Source organism: Ferrimonas kyonanensis DSM 18153 (assembly GCF_000425405.1).
In the GTDB taxonomy this organism is placed as follows: Bacteria; Pseudomonadota; Gammaproteobacteria; order Enterobacterales; family Shewanellaceae; genus Ferrimonas; species Ferrimonas kyonanensis.
In genome coordinates this window covers 119,163-142,591 of the sequence record NZ_KE384368.1, presented here as the reverse complement: position 1 = coordinate 142,591, position 23,429 = coordinate 119,163, and the positions used below count along the sequence as shown (strand labels likewise).

The 23,429-nt window shown below is 56.3% G+C and carries 19 protein-coding genes; 14 read left to right on the top strand and 5 right to left on the bottom strand.

The genetic code is table 11. From position 1 onward, the window contains the following. The first annotated feature begins 8 nt into the window (after positions 1–8). The 5 genes from H598_RS0121205 (at position 9) to H598_RS0121185 (ending at position 6,506) form a co-directional block, all read left to right on the top strand. Positions 9–785, top strand: coding sequence for a helix-turn-helix transcriptional regulator (locus H598_RS0121205; protein WP_028114800.1), 777 nt, complete (start codon positions 9–11; stop codon positions 783–785). Between the two features lie 136 nt (positions 786–921). Next, positions 922–2,781 carry a cytochrome c3 family protein gene (locus H598_RS0121200; RefSeq protein WP_156897138.1) on the top strand — a complete coding sequence of 620 codons (1,860 nt, stop codon included), beginning with the start codon at positions 922–924 and terminating at the stop codon, positions 2,779–2,781. A gap of 48 nt (positions 2,782–2,829) precedes the next feature. Continuing rightward, positions 2,830–3,618, top strand: coding sequence for a helix-turn-helix domain-containing protein (locus tag H598_RS0121195; protein WP_028114798.1), 789 nt, complete (start codon positions 2,830–2,832; stop codon positions 3,616–3,618). A gap of 202 nt (positions 3,619–3,820) precedes the next feature. Further along, the gene (locus H598_RS0121190) at positions 3,821–5,671 is read left to right on the top strand and encodes a cytochrome c3 family protein (protein WP_028114797.1); all 1,851 of its coding nucleotides are present in this window, start codon (positions 3,821–3,823) and stop codon (positions 5,669–5,671) included. Positions 5,672–5,729: 58 nt separating this feature from the next. Continuing rightward, on the top strand, positions 5,730–6,506 hold the full coding sequence (locus tag H598_RS0121185) for a helix-turn-helix transcriptional regulator (RefSeq protein ID WP_156897137.1): 777 nt from the start codon (positions 5,730–5,732) through the stop codon (positions 6,504–6,506). A 28-nt stretch (positions 6,507–6,534) separates the two neighbouring features. Here the strand turns inward: H598_RS0121185 and lon are convergent, their stop codons facing one another. Together lon and H598_RS0121175 are read right to left on the bottom strand one after the other, a co-directional pair. Continuing rightward, complete coding sequence (gene lon, locus H598_RS0121180; RefSeq protein ID WP_028114795.1) at positions 6,535–8,928, bottom strand: endopeptidase La; 2,394 nt, start codon at positions 8,926–8,928, stop codon at positions 6,535–6,537. Between the two features lie 84 nt (positions 8,929–9,012). Then, the gene (locus tag H598_RS0121175) at positions 9,013–9,921 is read right to left on the bottom strand and encodes a LysR family transcriptional regulator (RefSeq protein ID WP_035416391.1); all 909 of its coding nucleotides are present in this window, start codon (positions 9,919–9,921) and stop codon (positions 9,013–9,015) included. A 130-nt stretch (positions 9,922–10,051) separates the two neighbouring features. Between H598_RS0121175 and H598_RS0121170 the strand changes: the two genes are divergently transcribed. The 3 genes from H598_RS0121170 to H598_RS0121160 all read left to right on the top strand — a co-directional run bounded on the left by H598_RS0121170 (position 10,052) and on the right by H598_RS0121160 (position 15,786). Further along, positions 10,052–10,384: a DoxX family protein gene (locus H598_RS0121170; RefSeq protein ID WP_028114793.1), complete on the top strand. Its 333-nt coding sequence runs from the start codon at positions 10,052–10,054 to the stop codon at positions 10,382–10,384. 260 nt (positions 10,385–10,644) lie between these two features. After that, on the top strand, positions 10,645–14,790 hold the full coding sequence (gene fdhF, locus H598_RS0121165) for a formate dehydrogenase subunit alpha (RefSeq protein ID WP_028114792.1): 4,146 nt from the start codon (positions 10,645–10,647) through the stop codon (positions 14,788–14,790). A gap of 102 nt (positions 14,791–14,892) precedes the next feature. Beyond that, positions 14,893–15,786, top strand: a complete 894-nt coding sequence (locus H598_RS0121160; RefSeq protein WP_035416390.1) for a L,D-transpeptidase family protein — start codon at positions 14,893–14,895, stop codon at positions 15,784–15,786. Between the two features lie 17 nt (positions 15,787–15,803). On the opposite strand, the gene H598_RS0121155 is transcribed toward H598_RS0121160, so the two are convergent. Next, positions 15,804–16,061, bottom strand: a complete 258-nt coding sequence (locus tag H598_RS0121155) for an Lpp/OprI family alanine-zipper lipoprotein (RefSeq protein WP_028114790.1) — start codon at positions 16,059–16,061, stop codon at positions 15,804–15,806. 237 nt (positions 16,062–16,298) lie between these two features. Here H598_RS0121155 and H598_RS25190 point away from each other — a divergent pair, with 237 nt between their 5' ends. After that, entirely contained in the window at positions 16,299–16,778 is a 480-nt protein-coding gene (locus H598_RS25190) for a SixA phosphatase family protein (RefSeq protein WP_051252929.1), read from the top strand. Here H598_RS25190 and H598_RS0121145 read toward each other — a convergent pair. Both H598_RS0121145 and nikR read right to left on the bottom strand, forming a co-directional pair. After that, positions 16,775–17,104, bottom strand: a complete 330-nt coding sequence (locus H598_RS0121145; RefSeq protein WP_156897135.1) for a hypothetical protein — start codon at positions 17,102–17,104, stop codon at positions 16,775–16,777. The two genes, H598_RS25190 and H598_RS0121145, sit on opposite strands and share 4 nt — an antisense overlap. Before the next feature lie 168 nt (positions 17,105–17,272). After that, positions 17,273–17,695 carry a nickel-responsive transcriptional regulator NikR gene (gene nikR / locus H598_RS0121140; RefSeq protein ID WP_169629329.1) on the bottom strand — a complete coding sequence of 141 codons (423 nt, stop codon included), beginning with the start codon at positions 17,693–17,695 and terminating at the stop codon, positions 17,273–17,275. A gap of 212 nt (positions 17,696–17,907) precedes the next feature. On the opposite strand from nikR, the gene H598_RS0121135 reads away from it, so the two are divergent. From H598_RS0121135 to H598_RS0121115, 5 genes are read left to right on the top strand one after another with little or no spacing between them, the layout of a single operon-like run. Then, positions 17,908–18,738: an ABC transporter substrate-binding protein gene (locus H598_RS0121135; RefSeq protein WP_169629327.1), complete on the top strand. Its 831-nt coding sequence runs from the start codon at positions 17,908–17,910 to the stop codon at positions 18,736–18,738. Further along, positions 18,735–19,727: a FecCD family ABC transporter permease gene (locus tag H598_RS0121130; RefSeq protein WP_028114786.1), complete on the top strand. Its 993-nt coding sequence runs from the start codon at positions 18,735–18,737 to the stop codon at positions 19,725–19,727. The genes H598_RS0121135 and H598_RS0121130 overlap by 4 nt, the downstream gene beginning before the upstream one ends. Next, positions 19,714–20,457 (top strand): ABC transporter ATP-binding protein, encoded by a 744-nt coding sequence (locus H598_RS25185; RefSeq protein ID WP_051252928.1) that lies wholly within the window; start codon positions 19,714–19,716, stop codon positions 20,455–20,457. The genes H598_RS0121130 and H598_RS25185 overlap by 14 nt, the downstream gene beginning before the upstream one ends. Before the next feature lie 18 nt (positions 20,458–20,475). Beyond that, positions 20,476–22,374 carry a TonB-dependent receptor plug domain-containing protein gene (locus tag H598_RS25180; RefSeq protein WP_051252927.1) on the top strand — a complete coding sequence of 633 codons (1,899 nt, stop codon included), beginning with the start codon at positions 20,476–20,478 and terminating at the stop codon, positions 22,372–22,374. Between the two features lie 9 nt (positions 22,375–22,383). Then, complete coding sequence (locus H598_RS0121115; protein ID WP_028114785.1) at positions 22,384–23,130, top strand: PIG-L deacetylase family protein; 747 nt, start codon at positions 22,384–22,386, stop codon at positions 23,128–23,130. The last annotated feature ends 299 nt before the right edge of the window (positions 23,131–23,429 follow it).

Sequence of the window (23,429 nt, the reverse complement as noted above, 5' to 3'; positions counted from 1 at the left end):
GATGAATCATGGCCAGTGAATTATCCACGTTAGTGAGTCAGCGCATCATTGATGATTTTACCAGCCAGCTTAATCAGTGGGGCCTGGACCGGTTTTATTACACTCTGTTGCCCAGCCTGACCCCTAAGGGGCTCAGGTTGAACGATTGCGATCAGGCCCTGGACTGGAAGCGGGTGTTCAGCTTGAAACGGATGCGCAGTGCCGTAGCCTCAGACTCGGACATACTAAAGTACCGCGATGAGTTTATTCGGCGCTATGCGGTTCGTGATTTCTCTCTGGCCAGGGCAGATGGGAGCAGCCTTAAGCTGGGAGTTCCAGTTCTTTGGTCTGATGAGTGGGTCTCCAGTCGCCGCATTGCGGGATTTAAACAGTTGAAGCAACGGCACAGCATTCAGACTCGCATGGTGTTCTTTACTGCTGTGGATACCAGGCCGGATATTATCGGCTTGTGCATGTTATTTTCGTCCCTGCCTGAGGAGGACGTTCTGGCGCGGATCAACAACCAAACTCAGGGGTTATCGGAGTTACTGACAGAGTACTCGGCCATTTTTAATGCTCTGACGTTTCGCAGTATTAACCCTTTGATAAACTTTGGGGTGCTGTCGCCAACTTGTGCCAAAATTCTGGCTTTGGTGGCCGATGGTTACTCCAGTGAAGAGATTGGTCGACAACTGCATATCACCGAGAGGGGGGTGAATTACCACCTCGACCGCGCCCGGCAGATCATGGTGGCCAGGAATCGTACTAATCTGGTCAGCAAGGCCTATCAACACGGCGTGTTGTAGCGCTGTCGCATGGTACTTGGGTTTTTGATCTGAGGCCGGACGGGGGTCACATCTTGCTTTGCCACTGTCAATTCTGCCAGTGTCCCCACCTACCAACTCCCTATTCTGACCTTGCCGTATTTACAGCAAGGATTAGATGATGATTAAGAATAAGTTAATGGTGGTAAGTTTGGCTTGTGGCTTGGCATTGACCGGGTGTGGCAGCGATGATGGTGGCTCTGCACCGCTACCTCCGGAGGTGTTGCCGCCGGTGGTGGATAAGCCCGACTTCGTGTTTGGTGGCCCCAGTGAGGATGAGCAGAAACTGAACAAGGTGATTCAGATTGCCATTGTAAAAGGCTTTTCGCCGCTGGATGCCAAGATGAGCAAGGCTGAGGTCAAGAAGCGCGCTGCCAGCATCGACGTCGAAGGCGTCGTGCACTCAAAAATGGTCGATGATGCGGCCAAGATGGGGTTGAAAGTGGACTACCTGTTGCCGCCGACAGCCATCAATATGGCGGGGGTTAAGATAGATTCTCTGCGGCCGGACTTGTTTGCAGAGGGACGCGGGTCGGTGCTGGATCTGTTGCTGTGGGTATCCAAGAAATACGACTTGGATATTCAGGTCGAGAAAGATGAGGCCCTGAATACCCACTTTGTCACCTCTATTGAAGGGATTGAAGGTTTACCGGAAGCGGTGGATCAGCAGCACCTGGGAGAAACCCAGGGCCAGGGCTGGAAATACCTGGTAGGTCCGAGCGTGTGGGAAGAGAAGGTCGAAGGGGGCTATGACACCGCCGACATCTACTACAAGGAGGAAGAGATCTATTTCCGCATGGATCATCACCCGCTAAAGAACGAGATGAGCATCGTGCTGGTGCCGGCTCAGCCTGGCGAGATGGAGATTCGTAAGCGCAAGTACCGGCGAGAGATGCAGCGATTGGCGGACAACGGTGGCAAGGTGATCGTGCCGGAGATCGTGATTGATTTTAAACCGGCCAAATACTCGGCCACCGGAGAGATTCTGGTGCCCAATCAACGGGCGGTGTTTAAGAACATCGAGGTGAAACCGCATAACCTGCGTACCGATCTGTACCAGCCAGGAGTCATTACCGAGCTGGACGCCTGGCTGTCTTTGGTGGAACAGCGCCCGGACCTGAAAATTGACTACAGCTACTGGCCTAAGCTGAGCACCAACTCCAACGTTCAGGGTTACGTGGCCACCGCCATCAGTTTCAATGGCCGAGATGATCTGGGCAACATCGTTAATGAAACCTACACCAACAACGGCTCCTGCGGTTTCGTGCACACCACCGGTGAGTGGGAAAACTACATGGACTCCGGTGCTCAGCACGGGTTGTACCAATGGGTCATGTGTTCGGCTCGCACCGACATGGGCGGCGATGAATACCGCAATGCCTGCTATGGCAACATTCCCGGTGTGTTGGGGTACCGCGCGCATCAATACGGTGCCGGTGAACAGTATGAGAACCACAACCCTAAAGGCCGGGGCTACATGAAGTTCGGCTTGCCCTTTGGCGGCAACGATCCTCACCTGACCGGCGATGCCATGATCATCTATGGTCCTGAGTACATCAACTACATTGGCGCCGCGTTCGGAAATGGCTATGGCAATCAGCAAGCCACATCGGGTTGTGATGCCGAAGCGCCGGAGATCGATCCCAACCAGATTAAAGACATTACCAAGGCCAGAGCTCCGCTGACCGAGTCTCACTTCGGCTGGAAGCTGCCCGATTGCAGTACCTGTCACAATGCCGCCAACAGCCACGTGGTCGAGGAGATGGCCCCTTGGGAGTGCGCCGAGTGTCACGGCAATAACGGTGCGCCGGACAGCCATGGTGAGCTGCTGACCTGTGGATTCTGTCATGCGCAGACTCTGGAAAAACACGGCGATGCCTATTCCACCAAAGACGATTACTACGGCCAGAAGACCCGCTTCAAAGAGCCGGAAAGCTGTCTGACATGTCACATAGACAAGGGAGAGCACACTGAGTAAAAACGATTGAACAGAAGGGGCCGAAAGGCCCCTTTTACTGGGGAGAAGATGATGCCTGCACAAAAAATCAACCTGGCCAGTCGCCGGGTGATTGATGACTTTATCGAGCGGTTGGCGGCGTTTGAGCTGAGCCGCTTTTACTACACCATAGTGCCAGATGATGAGAGCACCATTGCTCATACCCTGGGGTGCTGCAGCACCTTTAATGCCAGTCGGGCGTTTAATCTGAAACGGATGCGCTATGCGGTGGCGTCCGATGATGCCATCTTGCTGTACCGGGATGAGTTTCTGCGCCGTTTTTCGCGAAGCGATCAGGGGTTTCAGCTGTCCGGTCCATCAACACGTAACCGCAGCAATCCGTTCCTGTGGCCGGATGATACGGAGTCCGGTCGAAGACGAAGCACCTACCTGCAACTCAAGCAATTGAAGCAGCGGTTTGGCATCGGCGCCCAGCTGACCTTTTATCACCCAGTGGCAGAACGTCCGGGCTGGCTGGGCATTTTTAACCTGTTTTCTGACAAAGGGCGTCAACAATTGCCGTTGGGGCAGGGGACGGGGCTGGCAGAATGTCGAGGTTTGTTGGAGCAGTACGCCGACACCTTCAATGCCCTGGCATTCAAAAGCATCAACCCGCTGGCCAACTTCGGAGTGCTGTCACCCACCTGCATTCAGATACTGTCATTGGTGGCTCAGGGGTATTCCAGCGAAGAGATTGGCGAGCAGTTGTACATGAGTGAGCGAGGGGTTAACTACCACCTGGATCGGGCCCGGCAGATCATGATGGCCAGAAATCGCGCCAACCTGGTCAGCAAAGCCTATCTGCATGGGGTGTTGTGACTGCTGCAATTATGAAAAAGGGGCCGGCGGCTCTCCTTGGTGTTTCCACCGTGGCGAGCTTTTTGTCTCCGAAGTGGTAAAACCGGTCACGGATGAGGATCTTGGTCACATCGGGTTTAGATACTGTTGCTGCTGCCAGTATCGACGCATGGGGACAGCTCTTATCCTTGCCGTGCTTATTGCAGACAGTAAGGATGAGATGATGAAACGCAATACAATTTGGGCGGCGCTGGCTTTCAGTGTAGTCCTGGGCGGATGTGGCAGTGATGACAGTGCTTCGACACCTACGCCACCGCAACCGAAGCCGCCAGTGGACAAGCCGGAGTACGTCTTTGGTGGCCCTAGCGAGGATGAGAAAAAACTCAATAAGGTGATTCAGTTGGCCATCGTAAAGGGATTTTCTCCCTTGGATCAGGCTCATACTCCGGTTTCGGTCAACGCTCAATACGTATCGAATATAGCCGTTGATGGCGTAATCCACTCTAAGATGGATGAACAGGCTGCCAAAAAGGGCTTAAAGATTGACTACTTACTCCCTCCTACCGCCATTAATATGGCAGGGGTGAAGATTGACTCCATCCGTCCTGATCTATTTGCCGAGGGTAAAGGTTCGGTGCTGGATCTGTTGATGTGGGTTGGTAAGAAGTACGATCTGGATATTCAGGTTGAAAAAGATGACGCCCTGAATACCTATTTCGTCACCTCGATCGAAGGGGTCCAGGGGTTGCCAGAAGCAGTGGACCCGGACCACATCGGCGAAACTCTGGGACAGGGCTGGAAGTACCTAGTGGGTCCTAGCTCTTGGGAGAAAAAGGAGGGGGGATGGGATACGGATTCTCTCTATTACAAGGAGGAGGAGATCTACTTCCGCATGGATCACCAGCCGCTCAAGAACGAGATGAGTATCGTGCTGGTACCGGCTCAACCCGGTGAGATGGAGATTCGTAAGCGCAAGTACCGGCGAGAGATGCAGCGATTGGCGGGGAATGGCGGCAAGGTGATTATCCCCGAGATTGTTATCGATTTTAAGCCGGCCAAGTACTCGGCTACTGGTGAGATACTGGAGCCTAATAAGCGCGCGGTGTTCAAGAACATTGAGGTCACCCCGCACAACCTGCGCACCGACCTCTATCAGCCCGGGGTGATCACCGAGCTGGACGCCTGGCTGTCACTGGTGGAGCAGCGCCCGGATCTGAAGATCGACTGGAGTTACTGGCCGCGGTTGAGCACCAATGCCAATGTACAGGGATATGTGGCTACCGCCATCAGCTTTAACGGTCGGGATGACCTGGGCAACATCGTCAACGAGACCTACACCAATAATGGTGCTTGTGGTTTTGTGCATCATACCGGCGAGTGGGAGAACTACATGGACTCCGGTGCTCAGCATGGCTTGTATCAGAAAGTGATGTGTTCTGCTCGCCTTGATATGGGTGGCGATGAGTTCCGGGCTGCTTGCATGAATAAAGTACCAGGTGTGCTGGGTTATCGGGCTCACCACTATGGTGCCGGTGAACAGTATGAAAACCACAACCCCAAGGGGCGTGGCTACATGAAGTTCGGCTTGCCCTTCGGCGGCAACGACCCCCACCTGACCGGCGATGCGATGATCATCTATGGTCCTGAGTACATCAACTACATAGGCGCTGCATTTAGCAATAAGTACGGTAATCAGCAGGCATCTTCTGGATGTGATGCTGATGCTCCGGAGATCGACCCCAGCCGCATCAAAGATGTCAGCAAAGCCCGCGCGCCTTTAACCGAGTCCCACTTCGGTTGGAAGCTGCCGGACTGCAGCACATGCCATAATGCCGCCAACAGCCATGTGGTCGAAGAGATGGCACCCTGGGAGTGTGCCGAGTGCCATGGCAATAACGGTGCTCCGGACAGCCACGGTGAGTTATTGACCTGTGGTTTCTGTCATGCCCAGACACTGGAGAAGCATGGCGATGCTTACTCAACAAAAGATGACTACTACAGTGAGAAAACCAAGTTTAAAGAGCCGGAAAGTTGTTTGACCTGTCACGTTGACAAGCCGAGCTCGATCGAATAAGAATGAAGTTCAGGGGAGGGTGTTCCCCTTCCCTTTTTTGTTACAGGAGGGGGTGGGTGTGCCGGCTCAGCATAGTGAATACGTCACCAGCCAGGTTATCAAGGCGTTCTTAAAGAAACTCAAGCCTCTGGGCTTTGAACGCTTCTACTACAGCATCCTGCCCGATGATCTACACAGTTTTTCCGAGAGTATCGGGCGCAATAGCAAGCTGTTTTTCGGCAATCCAAGTAGCCTAAAAAAGATGCGCTACACCATTGCTTCCGATGATGGAATTTTACAGTTCAGAGAAGAATATCTGTATCGATTCTCCAGGGGAGATTGCAGTTTTCTCTACTCGAGGCCTTCGGCAAGGCTGTATCGAGATTCTTTTCATTTTCCGGGTGGTGGATACGATGGGCGACGTCAAAAAATCGCTGAACAGCTGAGGGTCAAATACAGCTTTGGTAGTGCTGCAACCTATTACCATTCGGTAACGGGCCGGGAGGACTGGATGGGTATTTTCCACCTGTTTTCAGATCAGAGGCGTGCCGTAGTCCAACAAAATGTAATGAATAAACACGAAGAATTGGTCGATCTGCTGTTGGAATTTTCATCTCTATTTTGTTGCTTAGCTCATCAGGACATTAATCCCATCGCCAATTTTGGGCTGTTATCCCCCAACTGCATCAAGATCTTGACTATGGTGGCGGAGGGAGACTCGAGCGAAGAGATCGGCAAGAAGCTGTTCTTGACCGAGCGCGGTGTTAACTACCACCTCGATCGAGCGCGAGAGATCCTCGGTGCCAGGAACCGCACTAACCTGGTCAGTAAGGCTTACCAGACTGGGCTGCTGTAAAAAAGGGAGCCAGAGGCTCCCTATCTTGTTAGTCAAACGCCAACTTGGCCACTTGGTCAAAATGGCTGACAAAATGCACCTTGAGTCCCTCTTTAACGTGGTCAGGCAGCTCCTGATAGTCGCCGCTGCACTCTTCCGGCAGCAGTACCTCTTTGATCCCCTGACGCTTGGCCGCAATCAGCTTCTCTCGAATGCCACCTACGGCTAACACATAGCCGTTGAGGGTGATCTCGCCGGTCATGGCCAGGTGCTGTTTCGGTGCCTGACCCATGGCCAGAGACAATAGGGCGGTAGACATGGTAATGCCGGCACTGGGGCCGTCCTTGGGGGTCGCCCCCTCGGGTACGTGCAGATGCACGAAGCGTTTATCGAAATACCCCTCTTCCACGCCATATTGGCTCAGGTGACTGCTGACGAAACTAAAGGCGATTTCGGCGGACTCTTTCATCACGTCCCCCAACTGCCCGGTCAGTTTCAGTCCGCGGCTTTGCTGGTGAATGCTGTTGGCTTCCACCGGCAGGGTGGCACCGCCCATGGAGGTCCAAGCCAAACCGGTGACAATGCCGGTGCCGCACAAGGTCTGCTCCGCCTTGAACTTGGCAGGGCCCAGCAGTTCGGGAATCGCTTTTAGGCCCAAAGACAACTTTTGCTGCGGCTCTTGCAGCAGTTTGACCACCGACTTTCGAACCAGCTTGGCCAGGGCCTTATCCAGGCTGCGGACTCCCGCTTCGCGGCAGTAGTCGACCACCACTTTCTTCATGGCGGCATCGGTAATCTTCAGTTGGCTGCGTTTGACGCCAGCGCGTTTCAACTGTTTTGGCCACAGGTGGTGTTTGGCGATGGCTAACTTTTCTTCTGCCAGGTAGCCGGACAGGTGAATCACGTCCATTCGATCCAGCAGTGGCGCCGGAATGCTGTCCAGGGTGTTGGCGGTGCACACGAACAGCACCTTGGACAGGTCCAGGCGCAGGTCCAGGTAGTGATCGAGGAAGTTGACGTTCTGCTCCGGATCCAGAGTTTCCAGCAGTGCCGAGGCGGGATCACCCTGATAACTGCTGCCCATCTTGTCGATCTCATCCAGCATGATCACCGGGTTCATCACTTCCGCTTCTTTCAGCGCTTGCACTAACTTACCGGGCATAGCCCCGATGTAGGTACGCCGGTGGCCTTTGATCTCGGCCTCGTCGCGCATGCCGCCGACACTGAAACGATAGAAGGGGCGATCCAGGCATTCGGCGATCGAGCGGCCGATGGAGGTTTTTCCGACGCCAGGAGGGCCTACCAGCAGAATGATGGAGCCACTGATCTCACCTTTGAAGGCGCCCAGGGCCAGGAACTCGAGAATCCGGTCTTTGACGTCGTCCAGGCCGTCATGGTGCTTGTCGAGAATGGTACGCGCCTGGCTCAACTCCAGCTTGTCGGTACTGCTGATCCCCCAGGGCATCTGGGAGATCCAGTCCAGATAATTGCGACTGACGCCGTATTCCGGTGAGCCGGACTCCAGCACCGAGAACTTCTGCATCTCCTCTTTGAACTTCTTCTCGACCGCCTCTGGCAGGGTTTTGCCTTGCATGCGGGCCTGAAACTCTTCCAGGTCGGCGGTTTTGTCGTCTTTGGCTACCCCCAGCTCTTTCTGGATTACTTTAAGTTGCTCTCGCAAAAAGAATTCACGCTCGTGCTTGCTGATTTTGCGATTTACCTCTTCGGCAATTTCACTGTGCAGGCGAGCGGCATCCAGTTCTTTTTTCAGCAGCGCCAGGGTTTTTTCCATCCGTGGCAGCAGTGCCACCTGATCCACCACCTCTTGCAGCAGTGGCCCGGGGGCGGTGGTGATGGCGGCACCAAAGTCGGTCAGCGGCGAGGGTTCGTTGGGACCGAAGCGATTGAGGTAATCTTTCAGCTCTTCCGACAACAGCGGATTGATAGGCAGCAGTTCTTTAATGGCATTGATCAACGCCATGGCATAGGCTTTCACTTCCTTGCCTTCGCTATCCTGTTCCGTTTCCGGGTAGCTGACATTGGCCAGGTAAGGGTGGCTGGTACTTTCCCAACTGTCGATGTGCACCCGCTCAATGCCTTCGGCGATGAACTGAATGTCGCCATCATCCCCCTCTTTGACCTGGTGGACTCGCACCACGCAACCGGTTTGAGGCAGGGTCTGAGGATTGAATTTCCCCTCCGAGTGGTCAAAGTCTTCGCTGTAGAACAGGGCCAGCATCTTGTGCTCGGTTTCTCCCACCGCCTTCAGGGTATCGCTCCAGTCGCCACTTTTGATCAGCACCGGCATTACCTGAGCGGGGAAGAACGGCCGGTTTTGTACCGGCATCACATGCAGTTGGTCCGGCCGCTGCTCTCCGGCAACCACGATATCGGTAGGTTGGGGTTCGTCGGTGTCGATGACGTCAATATCCTCTTGGTGCATAGCCTGTTTCCAACTGCGTATTCGTATCCATCTTAGATGGGGATGGATTTTGGGATTTGCAACCGTGGTGAGCAGTTTTTCCTGTCACCCGCGATCGGCAGCTTCACTAAAGCCCTCAAACAGTTGCTGACGGATCCAGCGGTGGCTGTGGTCGTGTTGGTGTCGCTGATGCCACAGTGCCCGAATGATCAGCGGCGCCAGCGTGACCGGGCTGGGTCGGCTGCAGAGGCCGTATTGGCGTTCGGCAATGGCAGCCAGAGAGCGGGGTAAAAAGGCGATCAGTGATGAGTCGACCAGCAGCGGCAGTTGGGTTTGCAGGTTGTGGGTGATGACGCCAACCCGGCGCCGGGCTTCGCCGCCGCTGGCTACGGAAACCGGATCGTTCCGCTCGGCTAACAATCCCAAAGTGATGTGGGGGTAGGCCAGCAACGACTCCAGATGCCACTGCTTAAGGGCGGGGTGGTCGGCGGCCAGGACACAGTCGATGGGTTCCTGAGTCAGTCGCTGCTGCATAAAGCGGTCTCGAGCATCCAGCCCGGCACCGATAATGAGATCGGCCTGATCCTGATCCAGTTTATCGTTGGCCTCGGAGCCAAGGGTGTCCAGCTCGAACACAATATTCGGGGCCAATCTCTGGATCCGATTTAGCTGCGGAGCCAGGTAGGCCTGAACGATGAAGTCATGGCTGAGGATGCGGTATCGGCAGAGGATGCTGCTCGGGTCGAGCCGGGGAGGATCGAATAAGCGAACCAGCTCCGTCATCAACGGTTCCAGCTGCTGGCCAAGTTGCACCGCCCTTGGGGTGGGAGACAGGCCTTTGCTGGTGCGGACGAACAGCGGATCTTGTAGCGCATCGCGCAGTCGCGCCAGGGTGTGGCTCATGGCCGATTGCGTGACATGCATCCGTTTTGCGGCTCGGCCAACATGGCACTCCAACAGCAGGGCTTGCAGAGACTTCAGTAGGTTCAGGTCTATATTATTAATGTCGCTCATGCTGGTTATTAATAGTGATGATTACAAATAATAATGCGACTTGAATAGTCTGGTTGCAAGATTGGATATCGGAGTACCAGACAATGCAAAAACACAATGGGATAACAATGACGGGGAGGGGCAGCCTGTGATGATGATGGTGACGGTGATGTCGGTGGTGCTGGGCCTGTTCTTCGTGTTGGCCGGTTCAGTCAAGTTATTGGGATGGCAAAAACAGGTGTTCGAGATTCAGTTGGCCTATTTCCGCTCCTACGGCCTCAGTCGACGTGCCATGGCGATGGTTGGGGCATTGGAACTCAGCGGTGCGGCCTTGCTAGGGCTGTATCCCGCGGCCGGCGCCTTGCTGCTGGCGCTGGTGAGTGCCGGTGCCCTGAGCTTCCATCTGCGATTCGATACTCTAAAAGAGGGGGCCGCTGCTCTGATGACCCTGGTGCTGTCTTTGTCTCTGTGGTCGCTGCTGTAATTCGCTAGGGCAGACGGACCTGTCAGGTCGGACAGATTTTGGCGATCATTTTTGCTGTTTCAGTGACCGTGGCTTGAGATTGGTCTTACCTCTTGCAGCGTTTTTGACTGAGATCACGTAAAGGCTCAGCTTATCTTCAACTCAACCCGACGGGTTGGTAGCCTAATTGGTTAGGAATGGAATTCAGCTTTTTCATTCTCGGACAGATACCTCTGAAGAAGTAGACCGGGGCAGCTGACGCCGGCTTAAGAAGAGCAAAAATGATAAAGATCTCCATTAACAATCAACTGGTTGAAGTTGAGGAATCCCTCTACCTGCTGGACGCATGCCGGCAGGCCGGATTCGAGGTTCCTTCGCTGTGTGGTGGCCCCAATGGCCAGGGGCAGGAAGCGTGCGGCTTGTGTGCCGTCGAGGTTGATGGGGAGGTGACCCTCAGTTGCCGTCATCCGGTAAAAGCTGGCATTGAGGTACAGACTCAGTCTGAGACTCTGACCCAGACCCGCCAGGCGGCGTTAAAACGAATTTTGTCTAATCATACCGCCGATTGCGAGGCACCCTGTAAGACCGCCTGTCCGGCGGATGTCGACATTCAGGGGTATCTGTACGACATCGCCCAGGGTGACCATACCAAGGCGGTGCAGACCATTAAAGACACGCTGCCGATGCCGCTGTCTATCGGTCGGGTGTGTCCGGCCTTCTGTGAATCGGCATGTCGGCGCACCCTGGTGGATGAGCCGTTGGCCATTCGGCAGTTGAAGCGACACGCCGCCGATCTGGACCTGAATGACCAGGCCCACTTGGCAGACATTGCGCCCGCCAAAGGCAAAAAGGTCGCCATTATTGGTGGCGGTCCTGCCGGCCTCTCGGCCGGTTATTTCCTGACTCACAATGGCTATCAAGCCACCGTCTTTGAAGCCATGCCGCAAGCCGGTGGTTGGCTGCGATATGGCATTCCCGAGTATCGACTGCCGAAAGCGACTCTGGATAAAGAGATTGAGTTGATGTGTCGTGCCGGCATGAACATCGAACTGAATCAAAGCCTCGGGCGTGATTTTACCCTGGAACAGTTGAGCCAGGAGTACGATGCGGTGTGTCTGGCCATTGGCGCCCAGAAGGCGGTGGCCATGGACTACACCGGCTCGGATCTGCAAGGCTGCATGCTGGGTGTGGATTACCTGAAGGATTTCACCCTGGGCAAAGACGTATCGGTAGGCAACAAAGTCGCCGTGATTGGCGGTGGTAATACCGCCATCGATTGCGCCCGAACCGCCCTGCGTCAGGGGGCGGAAGTCACCATCATCTATCGCCGCACCAAGGCCGACATGCCGGCGGAAGATTACGAGATTCATGAGGCGGAAGTGGAAGGGGTTAACTTCCAGTTCTTGTCTCTACCGGTCGAGAACCTGGCCGACGATCAGGGCCGGGTATGCAAGGTTAAGGTCGAAACCCTGAAGTTGGGCGAACCCGATGCCTCCGGTCGTCGTCGTCCCGAGTCAACCGGCGAGTTTCAGTGGATGGAGTTTGATACCGTCATTGCCGCGGTGTCACAAAAACCGGATGCCGAACTGCTGGCCTCCGATGCCGCCAAGCTGGGTGGGGAAGCCTTGCCGTTGACCCGCTGGACCACCGCCGATGCGGATCCATCCACCATGCACGCCGGCATTGGCAACCTGTTTGCCATCGGTGATTTTCGCCTGGGGCCGGCAACGGCCGTTGAGGCGATTGGCGATGGCAAAAAGGCCGCCATTGCCATTGACCGCTTCTTGCAAAGTGGCCTGGTTCAGGCCCCGAAAGCCCAGTTTAACTCCCAGAAAGCCAAATCACTGAAAGAGGTGGAAGCGCGTTTTCTGGATCATTGGCCTAAGCAGGCCCGCCTGGCGATGCCTGAATTGACCAGTGCTCAGCGTCAGGGCAGTTTTGACGAAGTGGAGCTCGGGTTTGACGCCGAGGCGGCCATTGCCGAAGCGGCCCGTTGTCTGGAGTGTGGCTGTCAGGTCAATACCCAGTGCGGACTGAGAGATTACGCCACCGAATATCGCATCAGCGATGCCGATCTGGACTACAGCAAGGCCCAGCAGAAACGCATCGACAGCAGCGCGCCGTTTATTAACCTGGATCCTAACCGCTGCATCAGTTGTGGTCAGTGTGTGGTGGCCTGTAATGAACGCGGCGTTCACGGGGTACTGGGCTTTAAAGACGACCAGCTCAGTCAACGGGTGTGCTTCGATGGCGGCGAGTTGATGGCCAACTCCAACTGCTCCCAGTGTGGTGCCTGCATTCAGGCCTGCCCGGTGGGGGCGCTCACCGATGCCCGCGATCGCAGTCAGGGACGCCAGCAAACCCTGAAAACCGTAGATACCATCTGTACCTACTGTGGTGTGGGCTGTGGCATTCGTTTGCACGTGGATGAAGACAGCAACCGCATCATCAAGGTGACCGGGGTCGACGAGTCGCCGGTCAACGAAGGCATGCTGTGCGTCAAAGGTCGTTTCGGTTTTGACTTCATTCAGTCCAAGGAACGATTGACTCAGCCTCTGATCCGCAAAGACGGTGAACTGGTGCCCACCACCTGGGCCAATGCCATCGGCTATGTGGCCGCCAGAATCGAAGAGATTACCGATGCCAAGGGGGGCAACGCCATGGCCGGTTTTGCTTCTGCCAAGGCCACCAACGAAGATAACTTCCTGTTCCAAAAGTTGTTTAGAAGTGTGATTGGTACCAATAACATCGATCACTGTGCGCGTTTGTGTCACTCCACCACGGTATCCGGATTGCGTGCGGCCGTGGGCAGTGGTGCCATGACCAACGACATTCCGTCGATTAAGGAATCGGACCTGATCTTTGTTATCGGTTCCGACACCACCGCTGCTCACCCGGTTATCGCCTCTCACATTAAGCAGGCGGTTCGTCACCATGGCGCCCGTTTGATTGTGGCCGACCCTAAGCGGATTGGCCTGTCTGAGCATGCTCAACTGTACGCCTGCCATCGTCCCGGTACCGATGTGATGCTGTTGAACGGCATTGCTCGAGAGATTCTGGTGAATGGCTGGCAGGACGACGACTACGTCGCTCGCCGTACCGAAGGCTTTGAGGCATTCAAAGCCGAGGTGATGAAGCCTGATTATACCCCGGAGCAAGTGGAACTGGTCAGTGGGGTTCCGGCGTCGCAGGTGCGTGAGATCGCCAGATTGATGGGGACGGCCACCAAGACGGCGGTGTATTACGCCATGGGCATCACGCAGCACACCACAGGTCACGATAATGTGCGGGCCATTGCCAACCTGCAGTTGCTGTGTGGCAACATCGGGGTAGAAGGGGCGGGCATCAACCCGCTGCGGGGCCAATCCAACGTACAGGGCGCCTGCGACATGGGGGCGTTACCAAACTACCTGCCGGGGTATCAGAACATCGAAGAGCCGGCCATTCGCGAACGTTTCGAAGCGCTGTGGCACACCGACTTGTCCCCGGTCAATGGCTTGGCGGTGACCGAGGTGATGGACGCCATTCTGGAGGATCAGGTTGACGGCCTGTACGTGATGGGAGAAAACCCGGTTCTGTCTGATCCGGATCAGAAGCACGTCATTAAAGCGCTGCAGGCACTGGATCTGCTGGTGGTGCAGGACATCTTCCTGACGGAAACCGCACAGATGGCCGATGTGGTGTTGCCGGCCTTTGCGTTTGCAGAAAAGCAGGGCCATTTCACCAATACCGAACGTCGGGTACAGCGACTCAACGCGGCAGTCAATGCACCAGGGCAGGCTCGTAATGATTGGGAGATCATTCAGTTGCTGGCCCAAGCGCTGGGTGCAAACTGGCGCTATCGCAATGAAAAGGCGATCTGCAACGAGATCAACCTGGCGGTGCCGCAGTACGCCGGTATTCGCTGGGAGCGTGTGGGCACCAATGGCATTCAGTGGCCTTGTGTCGATGATCAGTGTGACGGCATGCCGGTGATGCACGTAGATAAATTTGCCATTGGTGAACGTGCCTATATGGAACCGATTCCATTTAAGTACGCCGCCGAGCTGCCGTGTGAAGAGTACCCGCTGGTGCTGACCACCGGTCGACTGCTGGAGCAGTTCCACACCGGCACCATGACCCGTAAGACCAAAGGCCTGAATGATTTGGCCGGCCCGACGGCCATGTTGTCGGTGGCCGATGCCGAGCGCTTGGGGATTGGCAATGGTGATCCGATTCGCCTGACCACGCGTCGCGGTGACATTGAACTCAATGCCTTTGTGACCAAGCGGATTCAGAAAGGGGTGGTGTTCACGGCGTTCCACTTCGAGGAAGCGCCGGCCAACCGGCTAACTAACCCGGCCCTGGATCCCCACGCTAAGATCCCCGAGTTCAAGGTGTGCGCCGTGAAGGTTGAAAAGCGGGTGACCAGTGAAGTGATTGCCTGATCCACATCGGTTGATTACCATTAAAAGCCCGCCCCTGGCGGGCTTTTTGATGCCAGGGTGTTGCGTGGGCCTGGTTTTAGACCGTAGAAATGAGGAGTGGCAATGAGAAAGGCCATACTGTGGCTGTGTGTGCTGTTAGGCTGGTCGACAATGGTATCCGCGGTGGTCTACCCCTTGCCCGAGCCGGGTCATCGGCTGGTGGGATTTTCCGTGACTCATGTGGTCAAGACCGGTGAGCACCTGGCGCCGATTGCTAAGCGATACGGTGTCGGCCTGTTGGCTCTGATGGAGCTCAACCCCGGAGTGGATCCGTTTTTACCTGAACCGGGGACCGAATTGGAGATCCCCTCCTACATGTTGCTACCAGACGTGCCTCGTAAAGGGGTGGTGATTAACCTGGCTGAATTGCGCCTGTATTATTTTGATGATCACTTCGTCCATGTTTATCCCATAGGCATTGGCCGCATTGGCCACGACACCCCGCTGGGAGACACTGTCATCACCCATAAGCATCCCAACCCCAGTTGGACGCCTACCGCCAGTACCCGCGAGGAATACCTGGAGCAGGGCATCGAGTTGCCCAGAGTGGTGCCTCCGGGGCCGGATAATCCTCTGGGTCTGTTTGCGTTGCGGCTGGGGTTTGCCCAGGGACAGTATCTGATTCATGGCACCAACAAGGAGTTTGGGATCGGCCTGCGGGTCAGCGCCGGATGCATTCGGTTGTGGCCCAAGGACATCGAGGAGTTGTTTTCCATGGTGCCGGTTAAAACGCCGGTTCGGGTTATCAACCAACCTCTGAAGGTGGCTCGGGGACGGCAGGGGGAGATTTTGCTGGAGGTTCACGACCCGCTGAGCGTGGAGGCTCAGACCGATAAGCCGCTTAAGTTCAGTGATGACCAACTGAGGCTGATCCAACTGAATCATGTCAATCAGGAATGGGTGACCCGAATGTTGAACGAGCGTTCTGGGGTGCCTAAAGTAGTGGGCTGGCCGTAAACCAGCCCACTCGGAGCTTACTTCTTGTAAGAAGTCGCAATGTTGTCAATGCGCTGGTTGGCTCGCATCGCTTCTGCTGCGGCGTCATCGGCGGCCGCTTTGGCGGCACTGATGTCGCGATCCTGACGTTGCTGATCAGCCTGAACGTCAGCCTGTAAGGAGTCCACCTTATTGGATAAAGCAGATACCTGCGCGGCCAGGTCGTCGTTGTTGGCACAGCCAGCAAGAAACAATGCCGAGGCAGCGGTTGCTACCAGTAATACCTTGGATTTCATATCCTCTCCTATAATATTCAGCACATCAGAGTGTGCCGGTGACAGTTTGGCACATTTTTCAGCATTTGCATGCAGCTGCGATCATTTATAACTCAAACAAGGCCGTTGTTATTCCTCGTTAATCGTTATTTTTGCGTCTGTGTCGTGTGATGCTTTTGCCCGCGGCGTCACCCGGAGTCGGATGCGCTCAGTGGGCAATCTACACTTATTTGTGTGAGTCTGGGTTCGGGGAAGAGTATGCGTTTGATCCTGTTGCGGCACGCCAAGTCCTGCTGGAAGCAGGCCGGATTGGCGGATTGGCAGCGGCCATTAAGCCCTCGAGGTGTGAAAACCTTGCCGCAGATCATTGCCCAACTGATGCGCTGGCGAGTGGTGCCGGATCGGATTTTGAGCAGCGATGCGGTGCGTACCCGGTTAACCACAAGTGCCATCAGTGAGGCTTTTGAGGATGTGCAGGTCAGCTTTAAGCCGTCATTGTACCTGGCCAGTGAAGCACAGATCCTGGCGATGATGGCGCGCAAGTTTTGTGCCGGACAGACGCAGATATGGGTGGGGCATAATCCAGGGATACATCAGGTTGTCGAACACTTAGGTGGCGTCCAATTGGATAAGTTTGCCACGGGTTCGATGGCGATGATGAAGGTCAACAGCGATCTGCGGCTCACCTCAGAACTGAGGTTGTGGAGCCCGAAAGGGGGAGAAAAACGTCTAAGTTAAGCGGCTCGCTTTTGCTTTTTGATGGCGCAGGCACACAAGCCTCCCGTCAGTGCCGGGCAACGTTTGCAGGGGGTCTTCTTGTAAGGGCGACGGGCAAAGCTCATGGCGTCTTGAGTCAGCGGTCGAATCGCCACGACTTTAGGCTGCGGAGGCTGCTCACTCACCATCTCCTGCACCAGTTTGTCGGCCATCGCCTTTAGTTGCTTTTTGTCGAGTTCGATGACGCCGTTGGCGGCACTTTTCTTAACCTGTTTCAAGGAGTGCTTTAGGGCTTTTTTCAATGCTTTCGACTGGCGTTTCAGCTGCTTTTTTGTGCGCTTATCCATCATCGGTTCCTCATCGGTTTGCACCGATTCTAAATGATAACAATTCGCAGTCAATAGCTTTTCGAAAAGATGTGAACTGGAGAGGGATTGGGTTTGATCGCGTCTCCAGCCCTTGAAGGCAAAGCGTTTGGCGGAAATGGTTGTCCGGGTTTGAAAGGGGCTGATAAATCAAATAGTTTCGTCAGCCATTAGCGGAACCAGGTGCAGGCAGCCATTGAGAACGCCACTTTCACTGAGCTGAATGTTGGCAAACTGCTGCAGTTGCTCGGCGGTGCCTTCCAGGGCGATGGATTCCATTCGAAAATGCTCATCCAGGCACACCAGCATGGTCGAGCGGACAATGCGATTGAACATATGTTGGTTGTCCATCAACCGTGTCACCAGCGTGCGTTTGCGCGTATCAAACACGTAGCTTAACGTGGCAATGCAGGGCGTGCCGGGATCCGTCTCCAGCAGCTTGTCTTTGCGTTTTTCCCGAATCATATCCCGAAACAGCTCACTGCGGTTGCGATAGCCGCCGTCATCGGCCAGTTGGTCCAGTTCTGTCAGCAACTCAGTGTCCAGTGACACTGTAATTCGCTCTGTTCCCATGGTTTTTCTCCCCAAGTCTGCCGACATACTAATTTTAAATTCTTCACATTTTGTTGATTTTGATCATATCGTCAAGTTATGAACTTTATAAAGATCGTCATACTTTTTGGCGGGGCGATTTGATGCAGCATAAATACCTGATAACGTTATTTTTATTTTTTACCTCCTTAGCCGCGCAGGGCGAAGTGTCTTGGCAAAACTGTGGCCAACCGATGGACCAGCATCGGCCTGCCGAGCGAATCATTGCGCTGAACCAGCATGCCACCGAAGCGCTGCTGACCCTGGGACTGGGGCCTAAGCTGATTGGGACCGCCTACCTGGATGAAGCGGTAAAGCCGGAACTACAGCACGCCTATGAGGGCATTCCCGTGCTCAGTCGGGAGTACCCCAGTGCCGAGCAGGTGTTGTTGTCCGGGGCTGACTTGCTGGTGGCCGGGTTTGCCAGTGCCTACCGAGACATGGGCATTGGCCCCAGGCAGCGCTGGCAGCAAAGAGGCATGCAAACCTACCTGTTTGAATCGGTGTGTGCGCCGGAGGCGGTGGGCGTTGATTCTGTGTTTACCGATATGCGGCAGTTGGGTCGTCTCACTGGTACTGAAGATGTGGCCGAAGCCTGGATCGCCAGCCAGCGTCAGCGCCTGGCCGAGATTGCCACCACCCCACCGGCTCGGGCGCCGCGGATGCTGGTGTGGTTAAGAGAGTATGAACTGCCTTATGTGGCCGGCTGTTGCGGCATCGGCAATCTGCTCATTGAGGCCGCCGGCGGCGTTAATGTCGGTGCCGGTATCGGCCGTGCCTGGGGTCATCTCTCCTGGGAGGCGGTATTGGCCGCCCGGCCGGAGATCATCTTGATGGTGGACTCCAACTGGTCACCGCAACTCAAAAAACGCCAGTTTCTTCATCAATCTCCCTATCTGAAAAGTCTGTACGACTCTGGCCATCTGCACCTGGACACCCTGTCGTTCTCCGAGACGGTGGGGGGAGTGAGGATGATCGATGGCATCGACAAGGCTCACCGGGCCGTCATGGCGTGGCAGTCATGAGTACGGGTATTGGCGTGCATTGTCTGTGGTTGGTGCTGGGATTGTTGCTGGTGTCGCTGTGGGCCCTGACTCAAGGCGCAGTCTCCGTTCCTGTGGCACAGGCGTGGGAGGCAGTCTGGTCCGGCAGCGGCGATCCCTTGATTCGAGTCGTCATTGTCGAGATGCGTCTGCCGCGAGTGTTGCTGGCGGCATTGGTGGGGGCGGCGTTGTCGGTGGCTGGCGCGCTTACCCAGACGCTGGTTCGAAACCCGCTGGCGGATCCCTATCTGTTGGGGATTGCCAACGGTGCGGCCCTGGCGGCAGTCACCGGTCTGACCTTGGCCTGGTCATTGCCCACTCCGGTGCTGGCGACGTTGGGGGCCCTGGCGGCGTTTGTCATGGTGATGTCGGTGGCCAGTTATGGCCGTTTATCCCTGTCCCCCTATGCGCTGATCCTGTGTGGAGTGGCCATCAGCGCCCTGGGGTCGTCGCTCACCACCCTGATGATGCTGCTGGGAGACGATCGTGCCCTGGGGCAGATCCTGCGCTGGTTAATGGGCTCCATGGCTGGCGCCGACCTAGAGCGATCGTTGCCGCTGCTGCTGGCCTTGCCGCTGGCGATGATCTGGCTGAGATGGCGAACGGTAAAACTCGACTTGATGTTGCTGGGGCAGGACAAAGCCCGTTCCTTGGGTCTGCATCCCCTGTTTGAGCGCCGGGCGGTGGCGGTGGTGATTCTGGTATTGACCGCGCTGTCGGTGGCGGCCGCCGGTGCGGTCAGCTTCGTGGGGCTGTTGGTGCCGCACCTGGCCCGCATGTGGGTGGGCGGCTTGCACCGACGTTGGTTGCCTGTGGTGGCGCTGCTCGGAGCGATGGTGACGGTTGGGGTCGACGGCTTGTGTCGTTTGCTGCTGGCGCCGGAAGAGTTGCCGTTGTCCGTCCCCATGGCGGTACTGACAGTGCCATTGATTTTACTACTGATTCGCAGGCAGGCCGATGCTGGAGCTTAATACCCTGGAGTTAAAGCGTGGTCACCGCCAACTGGTGACGGATCTGAGTCTGCAGCTGCCCTCGGGGCAGTGGCTGGGGCTGCTCGGGGCCAATGGCTGTGGCAAAACCTCGCTGCTGAAGAGCATTGCCGGCTTGTGGCCGCTGAGCCGTGGCCGAGTCTGTTTCGCCGGCGCCTCTCTGGCAGAGATGGCCCCGCTGGATCGGGCCGAGCAGGTGTCGATTCTGGTGCAGCACAATCAGCCCAGCGGCGGACTGACGGTCGAGCAGACCGTGGCGCTGGGCGCCAGTCCGGCCAGGGGATGCAACCGGGGCACCTTGGAGCAGGTGCTGCACGAGTGCGAACTGCTGGCCCTGCGACAACGGCCGCTGGACAGCCTCTCTGGCGGCCAGGTGCAGCGCACCATGATTGCTCAGGCGCTGCTGCAGGATACGCCGCTGCTGCTACTGGACGAGCCCGCTAACCACCTGGATGTGTATCACCTCTATACCACGCTGGCGCGCATTCGCCAGCGGCCAATGTCGGTGGTCGCCAGTTTTCACGACATGAACCTGGCGGCCCAGTGGTGCGACCGCTTGCTGCTGCTGGGAGAGGGCCGAGTGCTGGCCTACGGCACACAGGAGCAGGTGCTGACGCCGCCCCTGTTGCGACAGGCATTTCGTGTCGACACCGAGATTCATACCGGCACCGACGGACAACGTCAGGTGCGCATTCTGGGCGCTGCCCGATAACTAACCCCTGGAGAAAACATGTTAACCCCCCTGTTGTTGGCTGCCTCGTCGGTGGCCATGGAAGTGGACGAAGTGGTCACCGTAGAGTATCGGTCGTTAGAGGAAAACCTGGCCTGGGATCAGGCCGCACTGGGTGCGGAGTTGGTAGTCATCGATCGCGACCAGTTTGAGTCCATCGGTGAGGGCGACATCAATACCCTGCTGAATCAGTTTGTTCCCGGCCTGTTTGCGGTCGGGGCCAGAGGGCGTTACGACGCCGGTTATGCCTCGCTGCAGGGTTCGCGCAAGCAGGACATTTTGTGGTTGATTGACGGTAACCGCATCAATAACCGCCTCTATGGTGGCATCTACCTGGACAGCCTCAACCCCAACATCATCGAGCGCATCGAAGTGCTCAAGGGGGGCCAGGGGGTGGTGTTCGGCACCGAAGCCATTGCCGGGGTGATCAACATCGTAACCCGAAACTACCAGGGCGAAACCGAAGGCACTGTCTCCGTGGGTGGCGATACCCTGGAGACCGCCAGCGGCTCGCTGTTCTACACCACCGCCGTGGATGCCCTGAAGTGGTCGGTGTTTGGTTCGGCCACCACCAGTGAGGGCTTCCAGTTGTGGCGGGACGAGGACATTCACTGGACCGCCGCGGGAGATAAAAAACGCGGCTACACCGTCGCCAATGCCGGGACCAAGTTGCGCTGGGTCATCAGCGATGCCAGCCAGTTGACGGTATTGGCCCAGTATAACCATGGCGACCTAGAGCGTTTGCGCACCTACGGCACCATCGACAGCAACAACGAGCGCCGGGAGCAGATCTACACCGCCGAGTATCAGTACCTGGCCAGCGATCAACTGCAACTGTTGCTCAAAGGCTATTACCACGGTTGGGACAGTTACTACACTCGCATCGACCAAGATGAAGCAGGCAAAGTGACTGTGGTGGACGACAACAGCTACTGGGGGTTCGAGGACTATGGTCTGAAGTTATCGGCCAAGCTGACCCAGGACAACGGTGACAGCTGGTTGATGGGCACCGAGTTTCAAAGTTACCGAGGCGAGGACGAGGTGATGGAGTTTGTCAGCGATACCGAGGTGGTGCGGTCGCTGTTTGCCCAATATCGGCCGCAATTTAAGGCCCTTGCCGACACGTCGATGGCTGTGGGGCTGCGCTACAGCGACATCGAGTCCGCCGGTGACAGCCTCAACTGGAGCCTGGGCGGCGAACATCGGGTCAATGCCCACTGGTTGCTGCGGGCATCGGCCGGCACCGGTTTTCGCCTGCCCAGCGCCGAAGAGCTGTACTCGGTGGAGCGGGAGGGGGGCTTGATTGGAAACCCGAATCTGGATCCGGAGCAGAGCCTGAACCTCAACCTGGGCCTGAGCTGGCAGCAGGATGCCTGGCTGCTGGAACCGACCCTGTTCTGGCGCCGGGTCGACGATCTTATCGGCGTTAAGGGCAATAAGTACGACAACCTGGATAACCAAGTTGAGACCCAAGGGGCGGAGCTTAACCTGGCCTGGCAGGGCAGCGACCTGTGGCATTGGCAGGGGCATGTGACCTACGCCGACAGTCGTGAGAAAGGCAGCAGCGAGCAGATTGAAGAGGTGCCGAAGTGGCTGGCCTCGACCCGGCTGGAGCACACCCCCATCGACGCTCTGTCCCTGTACCTGTTTGTCTCCTACACCGGCGAATTTACCGACTATGCCACCGATGCCGGCGACTATTGGTTGCTGGAGTTGGGAGGCAGTTACCGCTGGGGCCAGCACCACACCCTGAAGCTGAGGCTGGAAAATGCCTTGGATGAGGAGTACGCCGCCGCCGTGTTTAATCCCGGCAAGTCGGTGCCGGATTCGGAGCAGTCGCCGAAACAGACGCTGGGGATCCCCAGAAACCTGCAACTGAACTACCAATACCAATTTTAGGAGAGTGTCATGAGTCAACGAATCTTGCTGCTGGGCGTCTACGGCATGGAGATGGTGGAGTGCGGCGGGGCGCTGGCCATCAACGCCGCCAATGGAGGCCACTCGTTTGCGTCCATCATGCTGGCCCGGCCGGAGATGCAGCGCGACCTGCACCAGGCGGCGGAGGTGCTCGGCGTCGAGCGGCTTTTCTTTAATGGCTTTGAGCGCGGTGGAGTCGATCTTCGGCGCGACTACAAACTGGCGCTGTGCCGGGTGATTAGGGAGACCCGCCCGGACATCATCATTACCCAGGACCCGCAGCACAGCTTTGAGGACCTTGATCCGGATCGGCGTCCGGCCATGGGGTTGATTCTGGAGGCCATTGCGCTGGCCGGACGGGACTATGGGTTGGAGGCGATGCCGGAACTGTCTCCACACCCGGTGGCCACCCTGTACTACATGTCGCCGTCTCGCCCCAATTGCAGCGTGTCGCTGGCGACCGTGTGGCAGAAAAAAGAGCAGGCGATGGACTGTCTGACCAGCCAGATGACGTTCTCCGGTCAGCATTTCAGCCAGCGTCTGTCCGAACAGGAACAGCAGGCTTTATGCCCAGGGTTTGCCGAGCTGCCATCCGATTACCACAAGGGCAGGGAGGTTCAACGAGCCATGGACAAGGCCTTGCACCTGCACACCGGCCTGGGCAGTCACAGCCGTTTTGCCTTGGCGGAACCCTATCGCCGCCAGGGGTTGTTTGAACTTAACGAACTGATGGCGTGAGGTTGAGCGGCGCCACTGAACGCGGTGGTGCCGCCTGTCGCATTTTGCGGTGACTCTGTGATCTTGATTGCTGCTAAGGTGCGATTCAAACAAATCTTTACTATGTTGCAACTTGGTATTGAATGCCGTTTGAATCCACCTCGAGGCTCGTCTTTTCTCACCTTCTGTTAACAATTAATCAAAGGCATTTACTGGAATCGTTCTGTTTTCAATCAATAAAACCCCACCTATATCATGGTATTAGCCTGATCTGACCTGGCCTCTTCATGGTGCAAATTGAAATGGTAATGAGAGTTGTT

What these genes read in the sequence shown, in the direction of transcription:
- H598_RS0121205 (WP_028114800.1), top strand. Translation starts at nt 9, where the DNA reads ATGGCCAGTGAATTATCCACGTTAGTGAGTCAGCGCATCATTGATGAT.
- H598_RS0121200 (WP_156897138.1), top strand. Translation starts at nt 922, where the DNA reads ATGATGATTAAGAATAAGTTAATGGTGGTAAGTTTGGCTTGTGGCTTG.
- H598_RS0121195 (WP_028114798.1), top strand. Translation starts at nt 2,830, where the DNA reads ATGATGCCTGCACAAAAAATCAACCTGGCCAGTCGCCGGGTGATTGAT.
- H598_RS0121190 (WP_028114797.1), top strand. Translation starts at nt 3,821, where the DNA reads ATGAAACGCAATACAATTTGGGCGGCGCTGGCTTTCAGTGTAGTCCTG.
- lon (WP_028114795.1), bottom strand. Translation starts at nt 8,928, where the DNA reads ATGCACCAAGAGGATATTGACGTCATCGACACCGACGAACCCCAACCT.
- H598_RS0121175 (WP_035416391.1), bottom strand. Translation starts at nt 9,921, where the DNA reads ATGAGCGACATTAATAATATAGACCTGAACCTACTGAAGTCTCTGCAA.
- H598_RS0121170 (WP_028114793.1), top strand. Translation starts at nt 10,052, where the DNA reads ATGATGATGGTGACGGTGATGTCGGTGGTGCTGGGCCTGTTCTTCGTG.
- fdhF (WP_028114792.1), top strand. Translation starts at nt 10,645, where the DNA reads ATGATAAAGATCTCCATTAACAATCAACTGGTTGAAGTTGAGGAATCC.
- H598_RS0121160 (WP_035416390.1), top strand. Translation starts at nt 14,893, where the DNA reads ATGAGAAAGGCCATACTGTGGCTGTGTGTGCTGTTAGGCTGGTCGACA.
- H598_RS0121155 (WP_028114790.1), bottom strand. Translation starts at nt 16,061, where the DNA reads ATGAAATCCAAGGTATTACTGGTAGCAACCGCTGCCTCGGCATTGTTT.
- H598_RS25190 (WP_051252929.1), top strand. Translation starts at nt 16,299, where the DNA reads ATGCGTTTGATCCTGTTGCGGCACGCCAAGTCCTGCTGGAAGCAGGCC.
- H598_RS0121145 (WP_156897135.1), bottom strand. Translation starts at nt 17,104, where the DNA reads ATGGATAAGCGCACAAAAAAGCAGCTGAAACGCCAGTCGAAAGCATTG.
- nikR (WP_169629329.1), bottom strand. Translation starts at nt 17,695, where the DNA reads ATGGGAACAGAGCGAATTACAGTGTCACTGGACACTGAGTTGCTGACA.
- H598_RS0121135 (WP_169629327.1), top strand. Translation starts at nt 17,908, where the DNA reads ATGGACCAGCATCGGCCTGCCGAGCGAATCATTGCGCTGAACCAGCAT.
- H598_RS0121130 (WP_028114786.1), top strand. Translation starts at nt 18,735, where the DNA reads ATGAGTACGGGTATTGGCGTGCATTGTCTGTGGTTGGTGCTGGGATTG.
- H598_RS25185 (WP_051252928.1), top strand. Translation starts at nt 19,714, where the DNA reads ATGCTGGAGCTTAATACCCTGGAGTTAAAGCGTGGTCACCGCCAACTG.
- H598_RS25180 (WP_051252927.1), top strand. Translation starts at nt 20,476, where the DNA reads ATGTTAACCCCCCTGTTGTTGGCTGCCTCGTCGGTGGCCATGGAAGTG.
- H598_RS0121115 (WP_028114785.1), top strand. Translation starts at nt 22,384, where the DNA reads ATGAGTCAACGAATCTTGCTGCTGGGCGTCTACGGCATGGAGATGGTG.